The 20,426-nt window shown below is 52.7% G+C and carries 22 protein-coding genes; all 22 read left to right on the forward strand.

Annotation, left to right across the window (positions count from 1 at the left end):
* On the forward strand, positions 1-172 hold a 172-nt coding region (locus OGY18_RS13295), incomplete at its 5' end, for a DUF2514 family protein (RefSeq protein WP_286553338.1).
* Positions 173-645: 473 nt separating this feature from the next.
* The gene (locus OGY18_RS13300) at positions 646-849 is read left to right on the forward strand and encodes a hypothetical protein (protein ID WP_044703081.1); all 204 of its coding nucleotides are present in this window, start codon (positions 646-648) and stop codon (positions 847-849) included.
* A 250-nt stretch (positions 850-1,099) separates the two neighbouring features.
* Positions 1,100-1,591 (forward strand): DUF1441 family protein, encoded by a 492-nt coding sequence (locus OGY18_RS13305; protein WP_008784471.1) that lies wholly within the window; start codon positions 1,100-1,102, stop codon positions 1,589-1,591.
* A complete protein-coding gene (locus OGY18_RS13310) occupies positions 1,591-3,693 on the forward strand; it encodes a phage terminase large subunit family protein (protein ID WP_286553312.1) in 2,103 nt (700 codons plus the stop codon). The genes OGY18_RS13305 and OGY18_RS13310 overlap by 1 nt, the downstream gene beginning before the upstream one ends.
* A complete protein-coding gene (locus OGY18_RS13315) occupies positions 3,690-3,905 on the forward strand; it encodes a DUF6148 family protein (RefSeq protein WP_286553314.1) in 216 nt (71 codons plus the stop codon). Before OGY18_RS13310 ends, OGY18_RS13315 begins: the two co-directional genes overlap by 4 nt.
* Entirely contained in the window at positions 3,902-5,371 is a 1,470-nt protein-coding gene (locus OGY18_RS13320) for a phage portal protein (RefSeq protein ID WP_286553315.1), read from the forward strand. The genes OGY18_RS13315 and OGY18_RS13320 overlap by 4 nt, the downstream gene beginning before the upstream one ends.
* Positions 5,337-7,367 (forward strand): ClpP-like prohead protease/major capsid protein fusion protein, encoded by a 2,031-nt coding sequence (locus tag OGY18_RS13325; protein ID WP_353622748.1) that lies wholly within the window; start codon positions 5,337-5,339, stop codon positions 7,365-7,367. The genes OGY18_RS13320 and OGY18_RS13325 overlap by 35 nt, the downstream gene beginning before the upstream one ends.
* A gap of 91 nt (positions 7,368-7,458) precedes the next feature.
* On the forward strand, positions 7,459-7,785 hold the full coding sequence (locus OGY18_RS13330; RefSeq protein ID WP_286553320.1) for a DUF2190 family protein: 327 nt from the start codon (positions 7,459-7,461) through the stop codon (positions 7,783-7,785).
* Positions 7,778-8,053, forward strand: coding sequence for an ATP-binding protein (locus OGY18_RS13335; RefSeq protein WP_286553323.1), 276 nt, complete (start codon positions 7,778-7,780; stop codon positions 8,051-8,053). Before OGY18_RS13330 ends, OGY18_RS13335 begins: the two co-directional genes overlap by 8 nt.
* Before the next feature lie 8 nt (positions 8,054-8,061).
* On the forward strand, positions 8,062-8,640 hold the full coding sequence (locus OGY18_RS13340) for a phage tail protein (protein WP_286553324.1): 579 nt from the start codon (positions 8,062-8,064) through the stop codon (positions 8,638-8,640).
* Positions 8,637-9,038: a phage minor tail U family protein gene (locus OGY18_RS13345; RefSeq protein WP_127790513.1), complete on the forward strand. Its 402-nt coding sequence runs from the start codon at positions 8,637-8,639 to the stop codon at positions 9,036-9,038. The genes OGY18_RS13340 and OGY18_RS13345 overlap by 4 nt, the downstream gene beginning before the upstream one ends.
* 9 nt (positions 9,039-9,047) lie before the next feature.
* Complete coding sequence (locus tag OGY18_RS13350) at positions 9,048-9,791, forward strand: phage tail protein (protein WP_286553327.1); 744 nt, start codon at positions 9,048-9,050, stop codon at positions 9,789-9,791.
* Between the two features lie 10 nt (positions 9,792-9,801).
* On the forward strand, positions 9,802-10,233 hold the full coding sequence (gpG, locus tag OGY18_RS13355; RefSeq protein ID WP_047499062.1) for a phage tail assembly chaperone G: 432 nt from the start codon (positions 9,802-9,804) through the stop codon (positions 10,231-10,233).
* Between the two features lie 50 nt (positions 10,234-10,283).
* Positions 10,284-10,556 (forward strand): phage tail assembly protein T, encoded by a 273-nt coding sequence (locus OGY18_RS13360; RefSeq protein WP_286553330.1) that lies wholly within the window; start codon positions 10,284-10,286, stop codon positions 10,554-10,556.
* A complete protein-coding gene (locus tag OGY18_RS13365; protein WP_286553331.1) occupies positions 10,540-13,617 on the forward strand; it encodes a phage tail tape measure protein in 3,078 nt (1,025 codons plus the stop codon). The genes OGY18_RS13360 and OGY18_RS13365 overlap by 17 nt, the downstream gene beginning before the upstream one ends.
* A gap of 3 nt (positions 13,618-13,620) precedes the next feature.
* On the forward strand, positions 13,621-13,968 hold the full coding sequence (locus tag OGY18_RS13370; RefSeq protein WP_048216155.1) for a phage tail protein: 348 nt from the start codon (positions 13,621-13,623) through the stop codon (positions 13,966-13,968).
* Complete coding sequence (locus OGY18_RS13375; RefSeq protein ID WP_220528514.1) at positions 13,965-14,720, forward strand: phage minor tail protein L; 756 nt, start codon at positions 13,965-13,967, stop codon at positions 14,718-14,720. The genes OGY18_RS13370 and OGY18_RS13375 overlap by 4 nt, the downstream gene beginning before the upstream one ends.
* Before the next feature lies 1 nt (position 14,721).
* Positions 14,722-15,432: a C40 family peptidase gene (locus tag OGY18_RS13380; RefSeq protein ID WP_049001720.1), complete on the forward strand. Its 711-nt coding sequence runs from the start codon at positions 14,722-14,724 to the stop codon at positions 15,430-15,432.
* Positions 15,433-15,463: 31 nt separating this feature from the next.
* Positions 15,464-15,886: a hypothetical protein gene (locus tag OGY18_RS13385; protein WP_003826218.1), complete on the forward strand. Its 423-nt coding sequence runs from the start codon at positions 15,464-15,466 to the stop codon at positions 15,884-15,886.
* 34 nt (positions 15,887-15,920) lie between these two features.
* On the forward strand, positions 15,921-16,511 hold the full coding sequence (locus OGY18_RS13390) for a tail assembly protein (protein ID WP_048217469.1): 591 nt from the start codon (positions 15,921-15,923) through the stop codon (positions 16,509-16,511).
* A gap of 54 nt (positions 16,512-16,565) precedes the next feature.
* On the forward strand, positions 16,566-19,775 hold the full coding sequence (locus OGY18_RS13395; protein WP_286553334.1) for a TipJ family phage tail tip protein: 3,210 nt from the start codon (positions 16,566-16,568) through the stop codon (positions 19,773-19,775).
* A gap of 2 nt (positions 19,776-19,777) precedes the next feature.
* The coding region (locus OGY18_RS13400; protein ID WP_286553336.1) for a DUF6453 family protein at positions 19,778-20,426 on the forward strand (649 nt) is incomplete at its 3' end.

The following is a 20,426-nucleotide window of genomic DNA, read 5'->3' on the forward strand; positions in this document are numbered from 1 at the left end:
AAGCAAAACAGCCGGAGCCGACGCCGCAGTGCTCGCCGACATGCTCGGACGCCTTGCAGAAGAAGCTCGATATTATGCTGAGCGATCTGACGAAAGCTACCGAGCTGGAATGACATGTGAGCGTGTTTACGACTCGGTGAGACATTCGAATAACAACAGGGTTACACGATGAACGCCCACGTGCAGTGGCTGTGCTTGATGGTAGGATTGACGGAAAGAGGGAAAAACTTAAGGTGCTTGAGGTAACGATTACTTTAATTTTTTACTGGTATATCGCTTTTGCAATTCGAGTTTCGCCCAGTGCATAAGGAACTCGATTATGGGAGTCGCATAAGGGGAAAGTGCGTTAAGAAAGTCAATTAGAGTTGTGTCTGTCATATTGTATCTCCTTCAAACCAAAATTGTGGAGATGGCTGAGGATTTCAGTCATCTATTGTAGGGCCTAATAGGTCTTCCCATTAGTGAGTCGTAAAGATTGCGACTCTTTAAAAGATTCATTACAGGAGATATGGAAATGGTTTCGCTTCGTTTGAATAAAGCTGTGTTAATCAGCCCCACAGGTATTCGCTGAGTGTCTGCGATCATGCTTTACTAAATAATTCATGGGTTTATCATGGTTACTCTTTGATAAAAGGAGTTTTGGTAATGAAATTTCTCTGGGTTGTATGCATTATTTGCGGAGTTATTGGGTTTGTGCAGGGAATTATCGGGGTGTTCGGTGCTGTTAGTGCGCCTCAGCAGGCTGCTGGTGCAGCAATGGGCGTTGCATGGGCGGTAATCCCATATTGCATCTGTCGTGCTATCCAACAGATGAGACCACAAGAAGTGGTAATCAAAAAAGACGAATGATACTCAGCTATCACATCGAATAAGCCTCGCAAGAGCGGGGCTTTTTAATGCCCGCCACCTATCATTGCAAGTGATAATCATTATTATTAAATGGGTCCTCCCGGCGGGGTGGCCTGCCACGGGGCGGCGTGCTCGCGGGAATCGGCTAGTTTTTGCGATCTATGGTCGTCATCATCATTCGCGCAATCCATTGATTTTTCAAACCCCGATTTTTCAATGATGTCGAATCGTTCAAAAAGTGTTCACCATCATGGACCAGGAAATTGCTTCGTTAAAACTCAACATTAACCAGCTGGCTGGCATCACTGGCGTGCATCGGCAGACCGTTGCCGCCAGGCTAAAAAATGTTGAACCTGCCGCCGGTAGTAACAGCAAACTCAAGCTGTATCTCGTCACCGATATTTTGAGTGAACTGATGATTCCGACAGTCTCAACGTCCAACGTAGAGGAAATGGAACCATCGGACAGGCTCGCGCACTGGAAGGCCGAGAACGAGCGGCTGAAATTTGAGGTAGATACGAAGCAGCTCATTCCCGCTGAAGACGTTGCCAGAGAATTTTCACTGATGGCGAAAGCTGTTGTAACGGTGCTTGAAACTCTACCGGACATTCTTGAGCGCGACTGCGCACTGACACCAGCCGCTGTCTCGCGTGTGCAAGACGTGATTGATGATTTGCGTGATCAGGTTGCACAAAAAGTAATGGACGCCGAACAAGAGGAGGAAGAGCCAGAGGAGGACTGATGGCAAAACGGGCATCAGCCAGAGGTATCCGCCGGGATATCTCCGGTATTTTACGTGCCCCGCGTCGTATGAAGGTAGCTGATGCGGTTCGCGATTTCATGCGTGTCCCTATCGGTGCGGGTAACTCTGTTAAGTGGGATCCAAATCTGGCCCCTTACATCATCGAGCCGATGAATAGCCTGGCTTCAAGAGAATACGATGCTGTGGTGTTTGTAGGACCTGCCCGAACAGGGAAAACGATTGGTCTGATTGATGGCTGGATTGTCTATAACATCGTTTGTGATCCCGCGGATATGCTGGTTATACAGGTATCCGAAGAAAAAGCGCGTGAGCACTCAAAGAAACGCCTCGATCGCACATTCCGCTGTAGTCCTGATGTGAAATCACGACTCAGCCCGCGCCGGAACGATAATAACGTCCACGACCGTACATTTCGTGCAGGGAATTATCTAAAGATTGGCTGGCCGTCGGTGAATATCATGTCCTCGTCAGACTATAAAAGTGTAGCGCTGACTGACTACGATCGTTTCCCTGAGGATATCGACGGCGAGGGTGATGCGTTTTCTCTTGGTTCGAAACGAACCACCACATTTATGTCCAGCGGGATGACGCTTGTCGAAAGTTCTCCCGGTCGCGAGATCCGTGACACCAAATGGCGACCAACCAGCGCGCATGAAGCTCCCCCGACAACAGGAATATTATCGCTATTTAATAAAGGCGATCGGCGACGGCTTTACTGGCCATGCCCGCATTGCGGGGAATATTTTCAGCCGGAAATCGCCAATATGACAGGATTCCGTGAGACGCCTGACCCCGTTGTAGCAAGTGAATCTGCCTACCTCCAGTGCCCAGCATGCAAAGGCAAAATTACGCCCGAGATGAAACGTGACCTGAATATTCGCCATGTCTGGTTGCGTGATGGGGAAAAAATGGACCGGGACGGCAAGCGATATGGTGAACCCCGCCGATCTCGTATCGCCTCGTTCTGGATGGAAGGCCCGGCAGCTGCTTATCAGACCTGGGCGCAGATGATGTACAAATTCCTGACTGCTGAGCAGGAATATGAGGCCACCCAGAGCGAAGAAACGCTCAAAACAGTTGTAAACACCGACTTTGGGCGACCCTATTTGCCCCGCGCCAATCTGGAGCAGCGTAAAAGCGAACTGCTGGAGCAACGTGCCGAAGATGTACCAAAGCGATCGGTTCCAGATGGTGTGCTGTTTATGACTGCAACGGTCGATGTTCAGGGCGGCAAATCCCGGCGTTTCGTGGTGCAGGTCACTGGCTACGGTGCACAGGGTGAACGTTGGGTTGTGGACCGCTACAACATCCGGCAGTCATTAAGGGCCAATGAGCACGGCGAGTGTTATCCCATAGACCCGGCAAGTTATCCGGAAGACTGGGATTTGTTGCTGTCAGACGTGTTCGAAAAGTCATGGGCATTAGCAAGTGACCCGTCGAAACGTATGCGCCTTATGGCGATGGCTGTCGATTCCGGCGGGGAAGATGGCGTCACCGACAACGCTTACAAATTCTGGCGCAAATGTCGTCGTGAAGGGCTGGGCAAAAAGATTTATCTCTTTAAGGGGGACAGCGTACACCGCTCGAAACTCATCACCCGTACTTTCCCTGACAACACTGATAGATCCACACGACGTGCAAAAGCCGCCGGTGATGTGCCGCTTTATCTTCTCCAGACCGACGCACTTAAAGACCAGGTGAATAACGCTTTGTGGCGTGATTCGCCTGGCCCGAATTACGTGCATTTCCCTGACTGGCTCGGCAGCTGGTTTTACGATGAACTGACCTATGAGGAGCGATCGACCGATGGCAAATGGAGTAAGCCGGGACGTGGTGCAAACGAAGCATTTGACCTGCTGGTCTACGCTGATGCGCTCGCCATCCTCCACGGCTACGAGAAAATCAAATGGCCCGCTGCTCCTGAGTGGGCGAGGCGGGAAACCTGGCTGGAGAACGCGCCGCCGGAAGCTGGCGAAGCGGCATCCCAGACACCAGAACCAGTACCCATCAAAAAACGGAAGCGGAAAAAGCCCGTAACCGATGATTCTAACCCCTGGAGTACATCAGGAGGATGGTTGTGAACCGTGTTGATATTGAAGCCATGATCCAGCGATATACCGAAGCCGAAATGGCGGTGCTGGATGGCAAAACTATCCGTTTCAATGGGCAGGAAATGACGATGGAGAACCTGTCTGAAATCCGAAAAGGGCGTCAGGAGTGGGAGCGTCGGCTCTCTTTTCTTATTTCTCATCGCCGCGGGCGACCCGGTTACCGACTGGCGAGGTTTGAATGAGCCTTTTAGATGATGCGATTGGGGTCTTTTCGCCAGGCTGGAAAGCAGCCCGTCTGCAGGCGCGCGCGAAAATCAGGGCATATGAAGCCGTTACCCCGACAAGAACGCACAAAGGGCGCCGTGAAAATCGTTCAGCTGATCAGCTCAGCAAAATGGGGGCGGTATCACTGCGGGAGCAGGCCAGGTGGCTCGATAACAATCACGATCTGGTGATTGGGGTGTTCGATAAGCTGGAAGAGCGGGTGGTTGGGAAAGCCGGAATTATTGTTGAACCCAATCCCAAACTGATGAACGGTAAAATCGCCAAAAAGCTGGCAGATCAGATCCGTAATAAATGGGCAGAATGGTCTGTCAGGCCTGATGTCACGAACCAGTTTACCCGCCCGATGCTTGAGCGCCTGATGTTGCGCACCTGGCTGCGGGATGGCGAAGTGTTTGCCCAGCTTGTCAGTGGAACCGGGAATGGTCTTACGCCAGCAGCCGGTATCCCTTTCTGGCTTGAAGCGCTTGAACCAGATTTTATTCCCATGAACAGCGATGCTGCCAGCCAGCTAAATCAGGGGGTATTCGTCGACAACTGGGGCAGACCAAGGAAATATCAGGTTTATAAAAGCCTGCCCGTTTCAGGCCGTCAGCTTGATACCAAAGAAGTGGATGCGGAAAACATGCTGCATCTTAAATTTGTCCGCCGTCTGCACCAGACCCGGGGCGTATCGATGCTATCCGGTGTACTGATGCGTCTGAGCGCACTTAAAGAGTATGAAGATGCTGAGCTCACCGCCGCACGTATTGCTGCTGCGCTGGGTATGTACATCAAAAAGGGAGACGGGCAAAGCTTCGAAGAGAGTAACAGTTCTTCCGATGATGATGATCGGGAAGTGATGATTCAACCAGGCATCATTTATGACGATCTGAAGCCTGGTGAAGATATCGGCATGGTGAAATCTGACCGGCCCAATCCTAACCTTGAAACCTTCCGTAATGGGCAACTTCGCGCTGTCGCAGCAGGCAGCCGACTCAGCTTTTCAAGCACAGCCAGAAACTACAACGGCACCTACAGCGCGCAGCGGCAGGAACTGGTGGAATCAACAGATGGCTATCTCATTTTACAGGACTGGTTTATTGGCGCGGTGACCCGGCCAATGTACCGCGCCTGGCTGAAAATGGCGGTGGCCGCTGGCGAGATTAAATTACCCCGCGGTCTGGATATGGAGTCGCTGTACTCGGCGGTGTATTCCGGCCCTGTTATGCCGTGGATCGATCCGGTTAAAGAGGCCAATGCCTGGAAGTTACAGATCCGGGGCGGAGCGGCAACGGAATCCGACTGGGTCCGCGCCAGCGGACGTAACCCGAACGATGTGAAGGCGCGCCGGAAGGCAGAGATCGACGAAAACAAAGAGTTGGGGCTGGTGTTTGACACTGACCCTGCTAATGACAAAGGAGGCACAAGTGCCGAAGCCAAATAACCGGGCGCACCACCGTCCGAAAGCCAGCGCAAAAAGTAATTCCTGGTTTCGTATGCAGGCCAGCGCCGACAACGAAGCAGATATTTATATCTACGACGAGATCGGCTACTGGGGGGTGACGGCGCGCCAGTTTGTGAATGACCTTAAGGCGCTGGGCGACATTACCCATATCAACCTTCACATCAATTCGCCCGGTGGCGATGTCTTTGATGGCATCGCCATTTTTAATGCCCTGAAGCATCACGGCGCGGCGATCACCGTTCACATTGATGGTCTGGCAGCTTCAATGGCTTCGGTGATTGCGATGGTTGGCAACCCGGTAATTATGCCGGAAAACACGATGATGATGATCCATAAACCATGGGGATTTGCGGGTGGTGATGCCAACGACATGAGGGATTATGCCGATCTGCTGGATAAGGTCGAGTCTGTCCTGATCCCTGCCTACGCGGAGAAAACTGGAAAAACGACCGAAGAAATCGCCGCCATGCTGGACGATGAAACCTGGATGGACGGTAAAGAATGCTTAGAGCATGGCTTTGCCGATCAGGTCACTACCTCTCTGCAGGCAATGGCCTGTATTCAATCAAAACGTATCGAGGATTTTGAAAAGATGCCAAACAGCATTCGCAACATGATCACCCCACCGCGCAATACCACTGCGCGTGAGCCACAACAACCTCAGCCGCAGGTGACTACGCCTCAGCCGGCAGCATCAGATGAAGCGACAATCCGTGCTCAGGTTCTCGCCGAGCAAAAGAGCCGCGTAAATGGTATCAACGATCTCTTTGCGATGTTCGGCGGCAAGCATCATGAGCTGCAGAATAAATGCATCGCGGATCCGGAATGCACAGTGGCTCAGGCTAAAGATGAACTGCTGGCGGCGCTGGGCAAAAATGCAACACCGTCGAATAAAACCACGGATGCGCATATTTACGCCGGGAACGGTAACTTTGTTGGAGATGGTGTCCGCCAGGCGCTGATGGCGCGCGCGGGCTTCGAGAGCATAGAGCGGGACAACGTCTATAATGGCATGACGCTGCGCGAATATGCCCGTATGGCGCTGACCGAGCGCGGCATCGGCGTTTCCAGCTATAACCCGATGCAGATGGTCGGTATGGCACTGACACACAGCACGTCTGACTTCGGTAATATCCTGCTCGATGTTGCTAATAAAGCGTTGCTGCAGGGCTGGGAGGAAGCGGCAGAAACTTTCGAGCAGTGGACTAAGAAAGGCCAGTTGTCAGACTTTAAAACGGCACATCGTGTCGGTCTTGGTGGTTTTTCTTCCCTGCGCCAGGTTCGCGAGGGGGCTGAATATAAGTATGTGACCACCAAAGATAAAGGTGAAAGCATCGCGCTGGCCACCTACGGTGAAATCTTCTCTATTACCCGTCAGGCGATCATCAATGACGATCTGAATCAGTTAACCGATGTACCTATGAAGATGGGCCGTGCAGCAAAAGGGACGATTGGCGACCTGGTGTATGCCATTCTGACCGAAAACGCGAAATTGTCTGATGGTAAGCCGCTGTTCCATGCTGATCACGGTAATATTTCCGCAGGCGCGATTTCTGTAGCCAGCCTTGATGAAGCGCGCAAGATGATGCGTCTGCAGAAAGAGGGTGAGCGTCCCCTGAATATTCGCCCGGCATTCATGCTGGTGCCAGTCGCGCTCGAAACCCTGGCAAACCAGACGATCAAGTCTGCCAGTGTGAAAGGGGCGGATATCAACGCCGGTATCATGAACCCAATTCAGAACTTTGCTGAAGTTATCGCGGAGCCGCGTCTTGACGCCAAAGACACCAGCGCCTGGTATCTGGCCGCCGCTAAGGGCACGGACACCATCGAAGTGGCATACCTGAACGGCGTTGATACTCCGTATATCGATCAGCAAGAAGGCTTCACTACCGACGGTATTGCCACCAAAGTGCGCATCGATGCCGGTGTATCACCTCTGGATTATCGCGGCATGGCGAAATCAACCGGGAAATAATCCCTTCCACTCAAGCAGCACATCACAGCCCATCAGGGCTTTTTTTGTATCTGAATTCGGCCCCGTATGGGGCTGGATGGAGACTGAATTTATGGCGAAGAATTTTGTACAGCATGGCAAAACTATTGAGATTGCCAACACGGGCAGCGGTGCGATCCTGAGTGGTTCGCCGGTGATGGTGGGGAAAGTCGTGGCGATTGCCATTACTGATATTGCGGCAGGCCAGACAGGAGACGGTTTTGCCGAAGGTGTTTTCCTGCTGCCTAAGCTGACTACCGATGCGATCACCATCGGTGAGCAGGTTCATATCAAAGATGGCAAAGTGCAGAACGACGCGACAGGTGCCGATCTGGCCGGGGTTGCCTGGGAAGATGCAACTGCCAGTTCCGCAATTGTAGCCGTGAAAATCAATGCCTAATCCCTTTGACAGACTTGTCAGTCGCATGGATGCGGTCACGGTGAACAAAATGGGCAAGCTAGCGACCATCAACGGGGAGCCCATGATTGTTATTCCGGCTGAGTTTCTGGAAGAAATGGGGCCTTTAAGCGGAACAGGGCGGTCGCTGGTGGTGTTTACCGCTGGCTACCAGCCACGCCGTAATGATGTGGTGATTTTTGAGAGGGAGGAATTCCATCTGACCCGTCACGAGCGCTTTAACGGTAAGCCGCGCATCTTTATCGAATAGGAGGGGGGATGTCGGTTAAAGGCCTGGAAAGGGCTATTCAGAATCTCAACAGCCTCAGTCGGTTAATCGTTCCTGAGGCAACTGCGAAAGCACTTAACCGTGTGGCCAGCAGAACGATAAGTCAGGGCAGCAAAACTGTAGCGAAAGAGGCAAAGGTGGATGATAACCGGAAAACGGGGCTTCCGGTTCGTCTGGTCCGGCAGCGTTCCCGTTTACGCAAGGCCCGCCACGATCGTCCAGTCGCGTCAATAAAAATCAACCGCGGTAATCTTCCCGCGATAAAGCTTGGTACTGCTCGCGTCCGGCTGTCGCGTAAAAAAGGGGCCAGAAAAGGATCGGGCAGCGTCCTTAAAATCGGACCCTATACCTTTCGCAATGCGTTTATTCAACAACTGGCGAGCGGGCGCTGGCAGGTCATGCGGCGCGTAGGTAAAGCCCGTTATCCCATTGATGTGGTCAAAGTTCCTCTTGAGACACCGCTGACAGTAGCTTTCACCTCGATTTCAAAACGCCTTATTGAAAGCGACATGCCCAAAGAACTTTCCGCAGCACTGAAAAACCAACTGAGGATCCACCTGAAGCGATGAACAGACACAGCGCTATACGTGCAGCCATTCTGGCGAAACTGAAAGCTGATATCACCGATACCGTTACCTGGTTTGACGGGCGTCCCGTGTTTCTGGAGGAGCAGGATCTGCCTGCGGTGGCGGTGTATATCTCTGATGCGGAGTACACCGGCGATTCGCTCGATGAAGATTCGTGGCAGGCCGTTCTCCATATCGAGGTGTTTCTTAAGGCTTCCAGCCCTGACACAGCGCTGGATTCCTGGATGGAAGAGAAAATATATCCAGCGATGGAGGACATCCCGGGTCTTGACGCATTAATCGAAACAATGACTCCCCAGGGCTATGACTACCAGCGGGATGATGAAATGGCCACGTGGGGTTCCGTCGATTTCACGTACACATTAACGTATTCAATGTAAGAGGTATTTATGCCTACACCCAATCCACTGGCGCCCGTAAAAGGCGCCGGTACCACACTCTGGCTTTACACAGGAACGGGTAACGCTTTCGCTAACCCACTCTCGGATATCGACTGGAACCGTCTGGCGAAAATTAAAGAGCTGACGCCGGGCGAAATGACCGCCGAATCGTATGACGACACCTACCTTGATGATGAGGACGCCGACTGGAACGCGACCGCTCAGGGGGCAAAATCGGCAGGGGATACATCACTTACGCTTGCCTGGAAGCCGGGAGAACAGGGACAGAAAGAACTGGTCACCTGGTTTAACGATGGTTCTGTCCGGGTGTACAAGATTAAATATCCGAATGGTACCGTCGACGTTTTCCGCGGCTGGTGCAGCAGCCTGGGTAAAGCTATCCCGGCAAAAGAGGTCATTACTCGCACAGCGAAAATCACCAATACCGGCAAGCCCGAACTGGCTGAAGAAAGTGGTTCTGCGCCCATTGCTGTTACAGGTGTTACGCTGGATAAATCCACGGCAAGCGTCGCCGTTGCAGCGACCACCGCGCTCAATGTGACGGTTAATCCTGCCAGTGCATCGGATCCTTCGTTCCGCGTGGCAACCTCTGATGGGGCAAAAGCGACGGTATCTGTAAGCGGAAACACGATCACCGTAACGGGTGTGGCAGCCGGTAACGCTGACATTATTGTTATGACCAGCGACGGCAATTTCGTTGCAGTCAGCAAAGTCACTGTCACCGCTTCCTGAGGAGGGGGATATGTTCCTCAAAAAAGAACCATTTAACTACCTTGGCGAATCCACCACGCTGAATGAACTGTCAGCGCTTCAGCGTATTGAGTACCTTGAATTTCTGGCTGCGGAAGAAAAGACACTTGGTCATGAAAGCGACAGCATCAGCGATCAGGAAATGACTGCCCGTCTGGTGGGTTCAAACATCCGCTGCGGTGCGCGCGTGATCGCACTTTCTCTCTGGCATAATGACCCCGCAGGTCCCGACGAAGAAGCGCTTTACCAGCAGGTTCTCAAAGGCTGGCCGCCGGAAGCGATCGGCAAGGCTGAAATGCAGGTTAAGTTGCTCTCCGGCATGCTCGTTCCGGTTGATGATGACAACACTGACGATCCAGGTGCCCCATCAGAGGCCGAAGGCGCAGAAGCTGTTACGGCGGAAAAGCCCTTGCCAGCGAGCTGAAATTTGTCCTGAATCTGGCGCGCGAGTTCGGGCGACCTGACTGGCGCGCCATGCTGGCTGGAATGACTTCTGGTGAGCTGGGTGACTGGCACCAGTTCTACCGGGAACATTATTTTCAGGACGCGCAGCTCGATGCGCATTTTTCCGGGCTGCTTTATTCCATCTCTTCTATTTTCTTCCGCGATCCGGAACTTACCCCCGCACATTTCAGCCTGCTTTCTCCTTCCGGCAGCATCATCAGTGATGATGAACTGGATGATGACACGCTGATGGCCGCAGCTGAGGGGATCACAGGAGGTATCCGATATGGCCCAGCAGATTAGCGATCTGGTCATCAACCTTGATGTCGACAGCGCCACGTTCAGCGAGCAGGTTGCCCGCATAAAGGGCCAACTCACAGGGATGGCTGATGATTCTGAAAAAGTCCAGACGCGAATGCAGCGCGCCTCAGAGCGACAGGTTGCAGCATTAAAAAGTGTGGGGGATGCAGGAGCTTCTGCAGCGGCGGAAATCAAATCCCGCCAGGCAGACGCCACGGAAGGGTTGGCTCAAAACTGGCAAAAAGTATCTAAATCCGTTGATGAAACACACCGCCGGGTGACAGACCTCAGCCAGCGCATGCGTGAGAATGACGGCCAGGCGGCAGTGCTCGCAAGGCGGCAGGATGAACTTGCTGCATCTTTTTTTCGCCAGATAGACAGTGTTCGCCAGTTGAACGGAGAAACACAATCTCTCGCTAATGTGCAGGCACGCTTTCGTGCCGCAAGGGCTCAGGGAAATATTACCCAGCAGGATTACCTTGCGTTGATCTCTCATACGACAGCCCGACAGAAAGAGCTTCAGATTGTCGAAGAGAAAGCAGGGATTGCACGGGCGCGTTTTCTCCGTCAACTGAAGTCTCAGGTTGTGGAGCAAAAGCTCTCCGGTACCGAACTGCTGCGAATGAAGGCTGCACAGGTTGGAGCCAGTGATGCCGCAGAAGTTTATATCCGTAAGCTTGAAGCGGCTAAAGTCGCCACGCACGGGCTGGGTCTGCAAAGTGCTGCGGCGCGTCGGGAACTTGGCGTTCTGATGGGCGAAGTCATGCGCGGTAACTTTGGTGCCCTTCGTGGTTCCGGTATTACGCTGGCCAACCGCGCCGGATGGATAGATCAGCTGATGACTTTACGCGGGCTGGGCATGGCCGGCATGGTCGGGGGGATTGCTGCGGCGGTTGTTGGGTTGGGTAAAGCCTGGTATGACGGCAGCAAAGAGTCTGAGGAATTTAATAAACAGCTAATCCTGACCGGGAACTACGCGGGTAAAACATCCGGTCAGCTTCAGGCGCTGGCGCGCTCGCTGGCCGGTAATGGTATCACTCAGCATGCCGCTGCAGGCGTGCTGGCGCAGGTCGTTGGAAGCGGCGCGTTCAGCGGTAATGACGTCAGCATGGTCAGCAATGTCGCCGCCAGGCTGCAGCAGGCTACCGGGCAGGCCGTCGACGAAACCATAAATCAGTTTAAACGCCTGAAGGATGATCCGGTTAACGCGGTCGCGACGCTCAATGATTCCCTGCATTTTCTGACGGCCACCCAGTATGAACAGATTTCCTCTGCTCAGGCGCTGGGGGATTCGCAGAAAGCAGCCGAGCTGGCAATGCGGGCATATTCTGACGCCGTTATACAACGAGCGGGGGCTGTAGAGGACAATCTTGGCTCTCTCGAAAAAGCGTGGAACTGGGTGAAGAATGCTGCTTCCGGGGCGTGGGATGCGATGCTGGGCGTAGGGCGTAATCCTGACACCGCGATGAAGCGCCAGGACTCTTTCGCTGAATGGCAGGCAGCAGAGAAAGAGTACCGCGCGCTGTCCAGCAATCTTAAAGTCGACCCAGATTATGCCGGTAACAACGTTCTGCAGAAAGCTGATGCGGAAAGGCTGAGAAACGCGCGCCAGCAGGTGGAGCTTAAAAAGCAGGCTTATGATCTGGCTGATCAGCAATATGCCCAGGAAGGACTGACAGCCGCGCGGGAAAAAATGCGGACGGATCAGCAAACTCAGGCAATCCGCAGCCAGCAGCAGTTTAACCAGTTGGTGGAATCCGGCGCGACGGCGGCAGAAAAGCGGGCTTCAGCAGAGAAAAAGCTCAGTCAGCTTATTGAGAAAAACCGTCAGGATGCGAAAGACGGTATCGCCACGCTGTGGACTGACAAGGACATTGCTGCAGCGCGGGCAGGGATCGAAAAGCAGTTTAAGGACGCCAAAACCCCAAAAGGCAAAAGCTATTCAACGCCAGCCGGGGACAAAGCTGAAGAAAAAGCACAGGCCGAACTTCTCACCCTTCAGGCCCAGCTTAAAACGCTTGAGCAGCATACCAGCGTGAACGATGTTATCAGCAAACAGCGTCAGGACCTCTGGCAGACTGAAAATCAGTTCACAGTTCTTCAGGAGGCCGCTGGTCGTCGTCAGCTTACGGCGCAGGAAAAATCCCTGCTGGCGCACAAGGAAGAAACACTCGAGTACAAGCGGCAGTTGGCCGACCTGGGCGATAAGGTTGCCAGCCAGCAAAAGCTCAATCAGCTTGCCGACCAGGCGGCTAAATTCCATCAGCAGCAGAGTGCGGCGAGAGCGGGTATTAAGGCGCAGTCAGAAGGGGTTTCTTCACGCGATGCCGGGCGAGCAACCACTCTGGAACGCCTGCGTGAAAGCTATGCCCATAATCCGCAGGCTCAGCAAAAGATTCTGGAAGAGCAAAGAGCGACATTTAAAGATGAAGATGCTCTGCGCGCAAACTGGCAGGCCGGGGCGAAATCAGCGTGGGCTGACTATGCCGATTCAGCAGCTGATGCCTATGGTTCGATGAAGTCCGCTGCTTCAGCCACATTCGATGGTATTAGCCAGAATATGGCCGATATGCTGACGACAGGGAAAGCAAACTGGGCAGATTTCACCCGTTCCACGTTGTCGATGCTGACGCAGATCCTGATGAAGCAGGCTATGGCTGGCCTGGTCAGTTCTGCCACGTCAGCGCTGGGTTTTGCTGGCGGTGGTTATACCGGGTCCGGCGGCAAGTATGAGCCTGCAGGAGTGGTGCACCGTGGAGAGTTTGTCTTTACGCAGGAAGCCACCAACCGAATCGGTGTCGGCAACCTTTATCGCATGATGCGCGGCTATGCGACTGGTGGTCTGGTCGGGGGGAGTGGCGGTGGCGTTGCTTCTCCTTTTGGTGTCAACGTGTATGCACCGGTTTCGGTTACAACAGGCCAGGGGGATTCCGGTCAGCAGAAAGGAAACGGCGATGCGCTGGGGAAAGCCTATCAGCAGGTGATCAACAGTTCCATCAGGGAAGGTATCACCAGAGAGGTCCGACCCGGAGGCATTATCTGGAATGCAACAAAACAGAGGTAAGCAATGGCGATCGAGCATTTTGCGTGGCGTATTAAAGCATCCAGCCAGCCGACCCTGAAAAGTAAGGATACCGTCCGCACGGCACAGTTTGGTGATGGCTATAAGCAAGTATCAGGTGCCGGGATGAATGATGAAACGCTCAGCTATGAGTTTTCATTTACCGGCGAACCGGGAACCGTCAAAGATATCTATGCTTTTCTGCGGCGCCATAAGACGAAATCATTTTCGTTTACACCGCCAGGCGGTGATCTTGCGCTGTGGCGCGTTGAGGCAGACAGCCTGCAGCGCGTTACCAAAAGTAAAACGGTGGAAACCGTATCAGCCACCTTTGAACAGGCGTTTGCACCATGAGCTTAAACAATGATTATCAGAAACTTGAGCCGGGCAATGTTGTCCGGCTTTTTGATGTCGATGGCACAGCATTTGGTGTTTCCGACGTTCTCCGCTTCCATGCCCACAATATTGCCCACACTCCCGATGAAATTGCCGCTGCTGGTGGGGATGAAAATAAGCTACCGGCGAAATCGATCTGGTGGCAGGGTCAGGAATATAAAGCCTGGCCCTGCCAGATCGAGGGTATTGAGACGGCGACCGACGGGACCAACGCGCAGCCAACGCTCTCGGTCGCTAACCTGGACAGTTCCATTACGGCGCTGTGTCTTGCTTATGATGACCTGCTGCAGGCAAAGGTAACGATTCATGACACGCTGGCGCAGTATCTGGATGCGAAAAACTATCCGGAGGGCAACCCGTCAGCGGATCCGCAGCAGGAAAAGCTGAAGGTGTTTTACATTGACGCCAAGAGCACTGAAACCAACGAGGTGGTGGCGTTTACGTTGTCCAGTCCAATGGACCTGCAGGGGCTGATGATCCCGACGCGCCAGCTACATTCGCTTTGTACTTGGTGTGTCCGTAACAAATACCGATCCGGTGATGGATGCGACTATGCCGGAACGCGCTATTTCGACAAGCACAACAATCCGGTTAACGATCCGTCGCTCGATGAATGCCCAGGTACGCTCACTGCGTGCAAGTTGAGACATGGAGAGGGGAACGAGTTGCCGTTTGGTGGTTTCCCTGGCACATCCCTAATCAGGAGCTGATATGCGTCAGAAAATTATCGATGCCATTATGGCGCATGCTGCTGCTGAATATCCGCGCGAATGCTGCGGCGTGGTGGTGCAAAAAAGCAGGGTGCAGCGGTACATTCCCTGCCGTAATCTGGCAACCGATCCGACAGAGCATTTCCACCTGTCGCCGGAAGATTACGCCGCTGCCGAAGACTGGGGAACAGTGATTGCCATTGTCCACAGCCACCCGGATGCCACGACGCAGGCGAGCGAACTGGATAAGGCACAGTGTGACGCTACGTTACTTCCGTGGCACATCGTCAGCTGGCCGGAGGGGGATCTGCGTACCATTCAGCCGCGGGGCGAGCTGCCGCTACTGGAGCGCCCATTTGTGCTCGGTCACTTCGATTGCTGGGGGCTGGTGATGAGCTATTTCCGGCAAACGCACGGCATTGAGCTGACGGATTACCGCGTGGATTATCCCTGGTGGGAAGACAGTTATCCCGAAAACTTCTACCACGATTGCTGGTATGAATGCGGATTCCGTGAATTCAGTGGCGTACCGCAGCCAGGTGATATGGTTATCATGCAGGTCCAGGCTAATAAGTGGAACCATGCAGGGATCCTGCTGGAAGGCAATATGCTACTCCACCATCTTTATGGCCATTTGAGTCAGCGTGTGCCTTATGGCGGCTACTGGCAGGAACGGACGATGAAGGTTCTACGGCATAAATCTCTGTGCTAACCTTTATGGACGTTTACTCAGGGAATGGAATATGAACAAAATACTTTTAGTCTTGTCTATTGCGTTATTGTCTGGATGTTCAACTGAGGTGGTTCCTCCAAGTAAAGCAAAACTTGCTCCGGCAAATCAGCTCTATAAATTTCAAGAGACTAATCCGAATGATGGTGTACTTACTGTTGTGCGTGACAGCGGATTTATCTCTGCAGGCTGTGCAGCAAGTTTGTATATCAACGGTGAGAAAGCCGCAATTTTAAACCAGAAGGAAAAGGCTATTTTTCATCTGCCTCCAGGTGAATGGGCGGTCGGAGCTACATTTGATGGGAAAGGTATGTGTAACTCCGGAATTGAAAGGCAAGAACGCTATATAAATATAAAAACTGATGATAGTAAGACTGTCAGAATATATATAGACAATGATGCCAATGTAGATATAAAACCTACTACAGTGCAATGAAACCACCTCCTGGTGGTTTTTTTATGGAGCGATTATGTCTGAGGTTATGACGCAAATAGAATTAGGTGGTGTTCTTGGGAAAACATTTGGTAAACAACACTATCGATTAGTCGGAAGCACATCCGAAGCAGTAAGAGCCCTATGCTGTACAATTAATGGATTCGAAAAGTTTCTGAATTCAAGTAAGCTGCGTGGTCTTACTTATGCGGTGTTCAAAGGTAAAAAAAATCTGAGTGAATCTGATCTTGGATATCCTGTTTCAGGTGAGGTTATTCGCATTATTCCTGTCGTTATAGGCAGTAAAAAAGCTGGCGTGTTACAAACCATATTGGGAGCAGCTTTAGTTGTAGTTGGTGCTGTAGCAACATATTTTGGGGGCGGCGCTGTTGGCGTGCCTATGATGAAAATTGGTGCGGCAATGGCACTTGGCGGCGTTGTTCAGATGCTCTCACCTCAACCGTCAGGTCTTGCCAGTAAGCAAAGTGCAGATAACCACGCTTCATATGCTTTCGGTGGGGTGACAAATACTGCCGCACAAGGTTATCCGGTCCCGCTGCTTTATGGTCGCAGACGCATTGGCGGGGCGATCATCTCTGCTGGTATATACGTCGAAGACCAGCAATAACAAAATAATCTTCCTTTCAGGCTACCTTATGGTGGCTTTTTTTATGGGCGCAATATGGCTACAGCAACCCCGATTAAAGGCCGCAAGGGCGGCAGTTCCAGTTCACGAACCCCTACCGAACAGCCTGATGATCTGCAATCTGTAGCGAAGGCCAAAATCCTCGTTGCGCTTGGGGAAGGGGAATTTGCAGGGCAATTAACCGGAAAAAATATCTACCTGGACGGCACGGCGTTGGAAAACTCCGATGGCACCAAAAACTTTAGCGGCGTGACGTGGGAATTTCGCGCGGGAACTCAGGCACAAAATTACATTCAGGGCATTCCCGGTACCGAAAACGAAATCAACGTTGGAACTGAAGTATCAAGCGCAACAGCCTGGACGCGTACTTTCACCAACACCCAACTATCAGCCGTTCGCCTGCGACTGAAATGGCCTTCTCTGTTTAAGCAAGAGGACAACGGCGATCTGGTAGGGTATTCCATCAATTATGCAATAGACCTGCAAACTGATGGTGGGACCTGGCAAACCGTTCTTAATACCAGCGTAACCGGCAAAACGACGTCTGGTTATGAGCGCAGCCACCGTATTGATTTACCGCAGGCTGGCAGCACCTGGACAATCCGACTGCGTAAGATTACCGCTGACGCAAACAGCGCCAAGATCGGCGACACGATGACGCTGCAAAGCTTCACGGAGGTGATTGATGCCAAGCTGCGCTATCCGAACACCGCGCTGCTGTACATCGAATTCGACTCAAGTCAGTTCAATGGTTCGATTCCACAGATATCCTGTGAACCACGTGGCCGAGTGATCCGCGTGCCTGATAACTATGACCCCGATACGCGGACTTATAGTGGTACATGGCAGGGCGCGTTTAAGTGGGCCTGGACCGATAACCCGGCGTGGATATTTTACGATCTGGTTATTACCGATCGCTTTGGTCTGGGTAATCGCCTGAGTGCAGCCAACATCGATAAATGGACGTTGTACCAGGTATCGCAATATTGCGATCAGCCGGTACCGGATGGAAAGGGTGGAAGCGGGACAGAGCCACGCTATACCTGTAACGTCTATGTTCAGGACAGGAATGACGCTTACACTGTGCTGCGTGACTTTGCGGCTATATTCCGGGGTATGACGTACTGGGGCGGCGATCAGATTGTTGCGCTTGCCGATATGCCGAGAGATGTGGATTACGCTTACACCCGCGCTAACGTTATCGACGGACGCTTTACCTATTCCAGCAGCACGACAAAAACGCGGTATACCACCGCGCTGGTTTCCTGGTCTGATCCGGGTAACGCTTATGCGGATGCGATGGAGCCGGTATTTGAGCAGCCTCTGGTGGCCCGGTACGGATTTAATCAGCTGGAAATGACAGCCATCGGTTGTACCCGTCAATCAGAAGCGAACCGAAAGGGGCGCTGGGGTATTCTCACCAACAATAAGGATCGTGTTGTTTCGTTTGATGTTGGCCTGGACGGAAACATTCCGCAGCCGGGATACATCATCGCCGTGTCAGACGAGCTTCTGTCCGGCAAAGTTATGGGTGGCCGCATCAGTGCTGTTAACGGTCGCGTGATAAAACTTGACCGCGTAGCTGATGCAGCAGCAGGCGATCGCCTTATTATCAATCTTCCCTCCGGTGCGTCACAGAGCAGGACTATTCAGGCGGTTAACGGGGAATCAGTCACAGTCACCACGGCATACAGTGAGACACCACAGGCCGAAGCTGTATGGGTGGTTGAGTCAGACGAGCTCTACGCCCAGCAGTATCGAGTTGTCAGCGTCTCCGATAATGATGATGGCACTTTCTCAATTACCGGCGCATGGCATGACCCGGATAAATATGCCCGTATCGATACCGGAGCCATCATTGACCAGCGGCCGGTGAGTGTGATCCCGCCGGGTAACCAGTCGCCGCCGGCTAACATTGTGATCAACTCGTTTTCAGTGGTGCAGCAGAATATCAGCGTCGAAACCATGCGTGTGAGCTGGGACCAGGCGCAGAATGCTATCGTCTACGAGGCACAGTGGCGCCGCAATGATGGTAACTGGGTAAACTTGCCGCGCAGCTCCACCACGTCATTCGATGTTTCTGGTATTTATGCAGGGCGCTACCTCGTGCGTGTGCGTGCCATTAATGCCGCTGAAATTTCCTCTGGCTGGGGCTACTCCGAAGAGAAAACGCTAACGGGCAAGGTGGGAAATCCGCCGAAACCTGTCGGCTTTGCGACAACGCCGATCAACTGGGGGATTCGCCTGAACTGGGGATTCCCGGCTAATACCGGGGACACGCTGAAAACGGAAATTCAGTACACTGCGAACAGTGATTTCTCTAATCCTCTTTTGCTGTCGGATGTGCCTTATCCATCTGCCGAATACACCCAACTGGGGCTGAAGGCGGGGCAGGAATTCTGGTACCGCGCGCAGCTGGTAGACAGAACGGGTAATGAATCAGGCTGGACCGACTGGGTTCGTGGTGAATCCAACGCGAATGCTGATGACTACCTGGGCGATATTGCTGATGATTTCCTGACGTCTGCCGACGGCGACCGCCTGACAAGCGACATTAATACCAATCTCGAAGCCGCATTGCAGAACGCGCTGGCCGACCATGCCACCGTGGAACATCAGTGGGCGCAGTACGGCGAGGTGCGCACGGATATTCTGGTGGTCAAAACGACCATCGCCGATGTGAATCAGGCCATGGCTGAAATGTCCACGCAAGTGCAGGCGCAGATTAAAGATGTAACCGCTTCGCTTGAGGATAAGCTCACCGCCACCGTTGACGCTACAAGCGCTACGGCCATTCATACCCTGAAAGCCGGAGTGCGCATCAACGGTATTTTTTACAGTGCCGGTATATCAATTGCGGTTCTGGCGGAGGCGGGCAAGCCAGTAGTCACCCGAGTCGGATTTAACGCCAATCAGTTCGTCCTGATGAGTGGCAGTGGCAATACACAATATTCTCCGTTTGCCGTTATCAACGGTCAGGTGTTTATCAGCGATGCGTTTATTCAGGATGGCAGCATTACCAATGCCAAGATTGGTAATTTTATCCAGTCGAATAACTTTGTTTCAGGCTCAGCTGGCTGGCGCATTGATAAAAATGGAAACGCTGAATTGCATGGGAAACTCTATGCTGACAGCGGGAATTTCTCTTTTAACGGGATAAATAACAAAGTCATAATTGATGGTTATGGACTTCTCGTTAATCTGACAAATGGTGGGAATATTCAGATTGGGACGTGGAGGGGGTAATCATGCCGGAAGGGATATTTATTAATTACAACGATGGCCGTCCGGTAATGGCGATTACTGCGGGGCTGCGTGCCCCCAGTTTTTGCACATCGTTCTCGGGCTGGTCATCCCAGTTCATGCAGTACCCTGTCAATACACCGCTTGTTCCTGGCTCACAGGCTATCGTTGTGCCAACAAACCCCATTTACATCTATTCCTATGCTGAATTTGATGTGGCCATTATGACCAGCGTCACCCGAAACGGTGATTCCGGAGTAATTATCGGGGCTGAGACCATCGGCGGGAAAAGTCTTGTCCCTGACTGGTCTGGTTACGTCATGGAGCTGCTGCCTGCGGCGACGTATAACGAAGGGCTGTTTGTTTCAAACTCGACTGACTTCACCGCCATATCCAATCAGGCCGCGCTGATGACCTGCGCTTATTCCGGACGCATTACGGTTAACGGCAGTGCTGCGCTTCCGGTGAGTGGTATTCCTTTTGGTAAATGGGATAACCCGAATGTGTCGGTGGGGTTTGATGGCGGCAACATCATCGTTCGCGATATTTCCTACACAGGGCGGGACGACGTGGGCGGAACGGCGACGATTGACCTGGTGATATTCAATCAGACCGCACCTGTCGGCGGCGACGGTATCACGATGACCAACGCCG

The sequence above is a fragment of the Citrobacter sp. Cpo142 genome, assembly GCF_030332425.1.
Classification (GTDB): domain Bacteria; phylum Pseudomonadota; class Gammaproteobacteria; order Enterobacterales; family Enterobacteriaceae; genus Citrobacter; species Citrobacter portucalensis.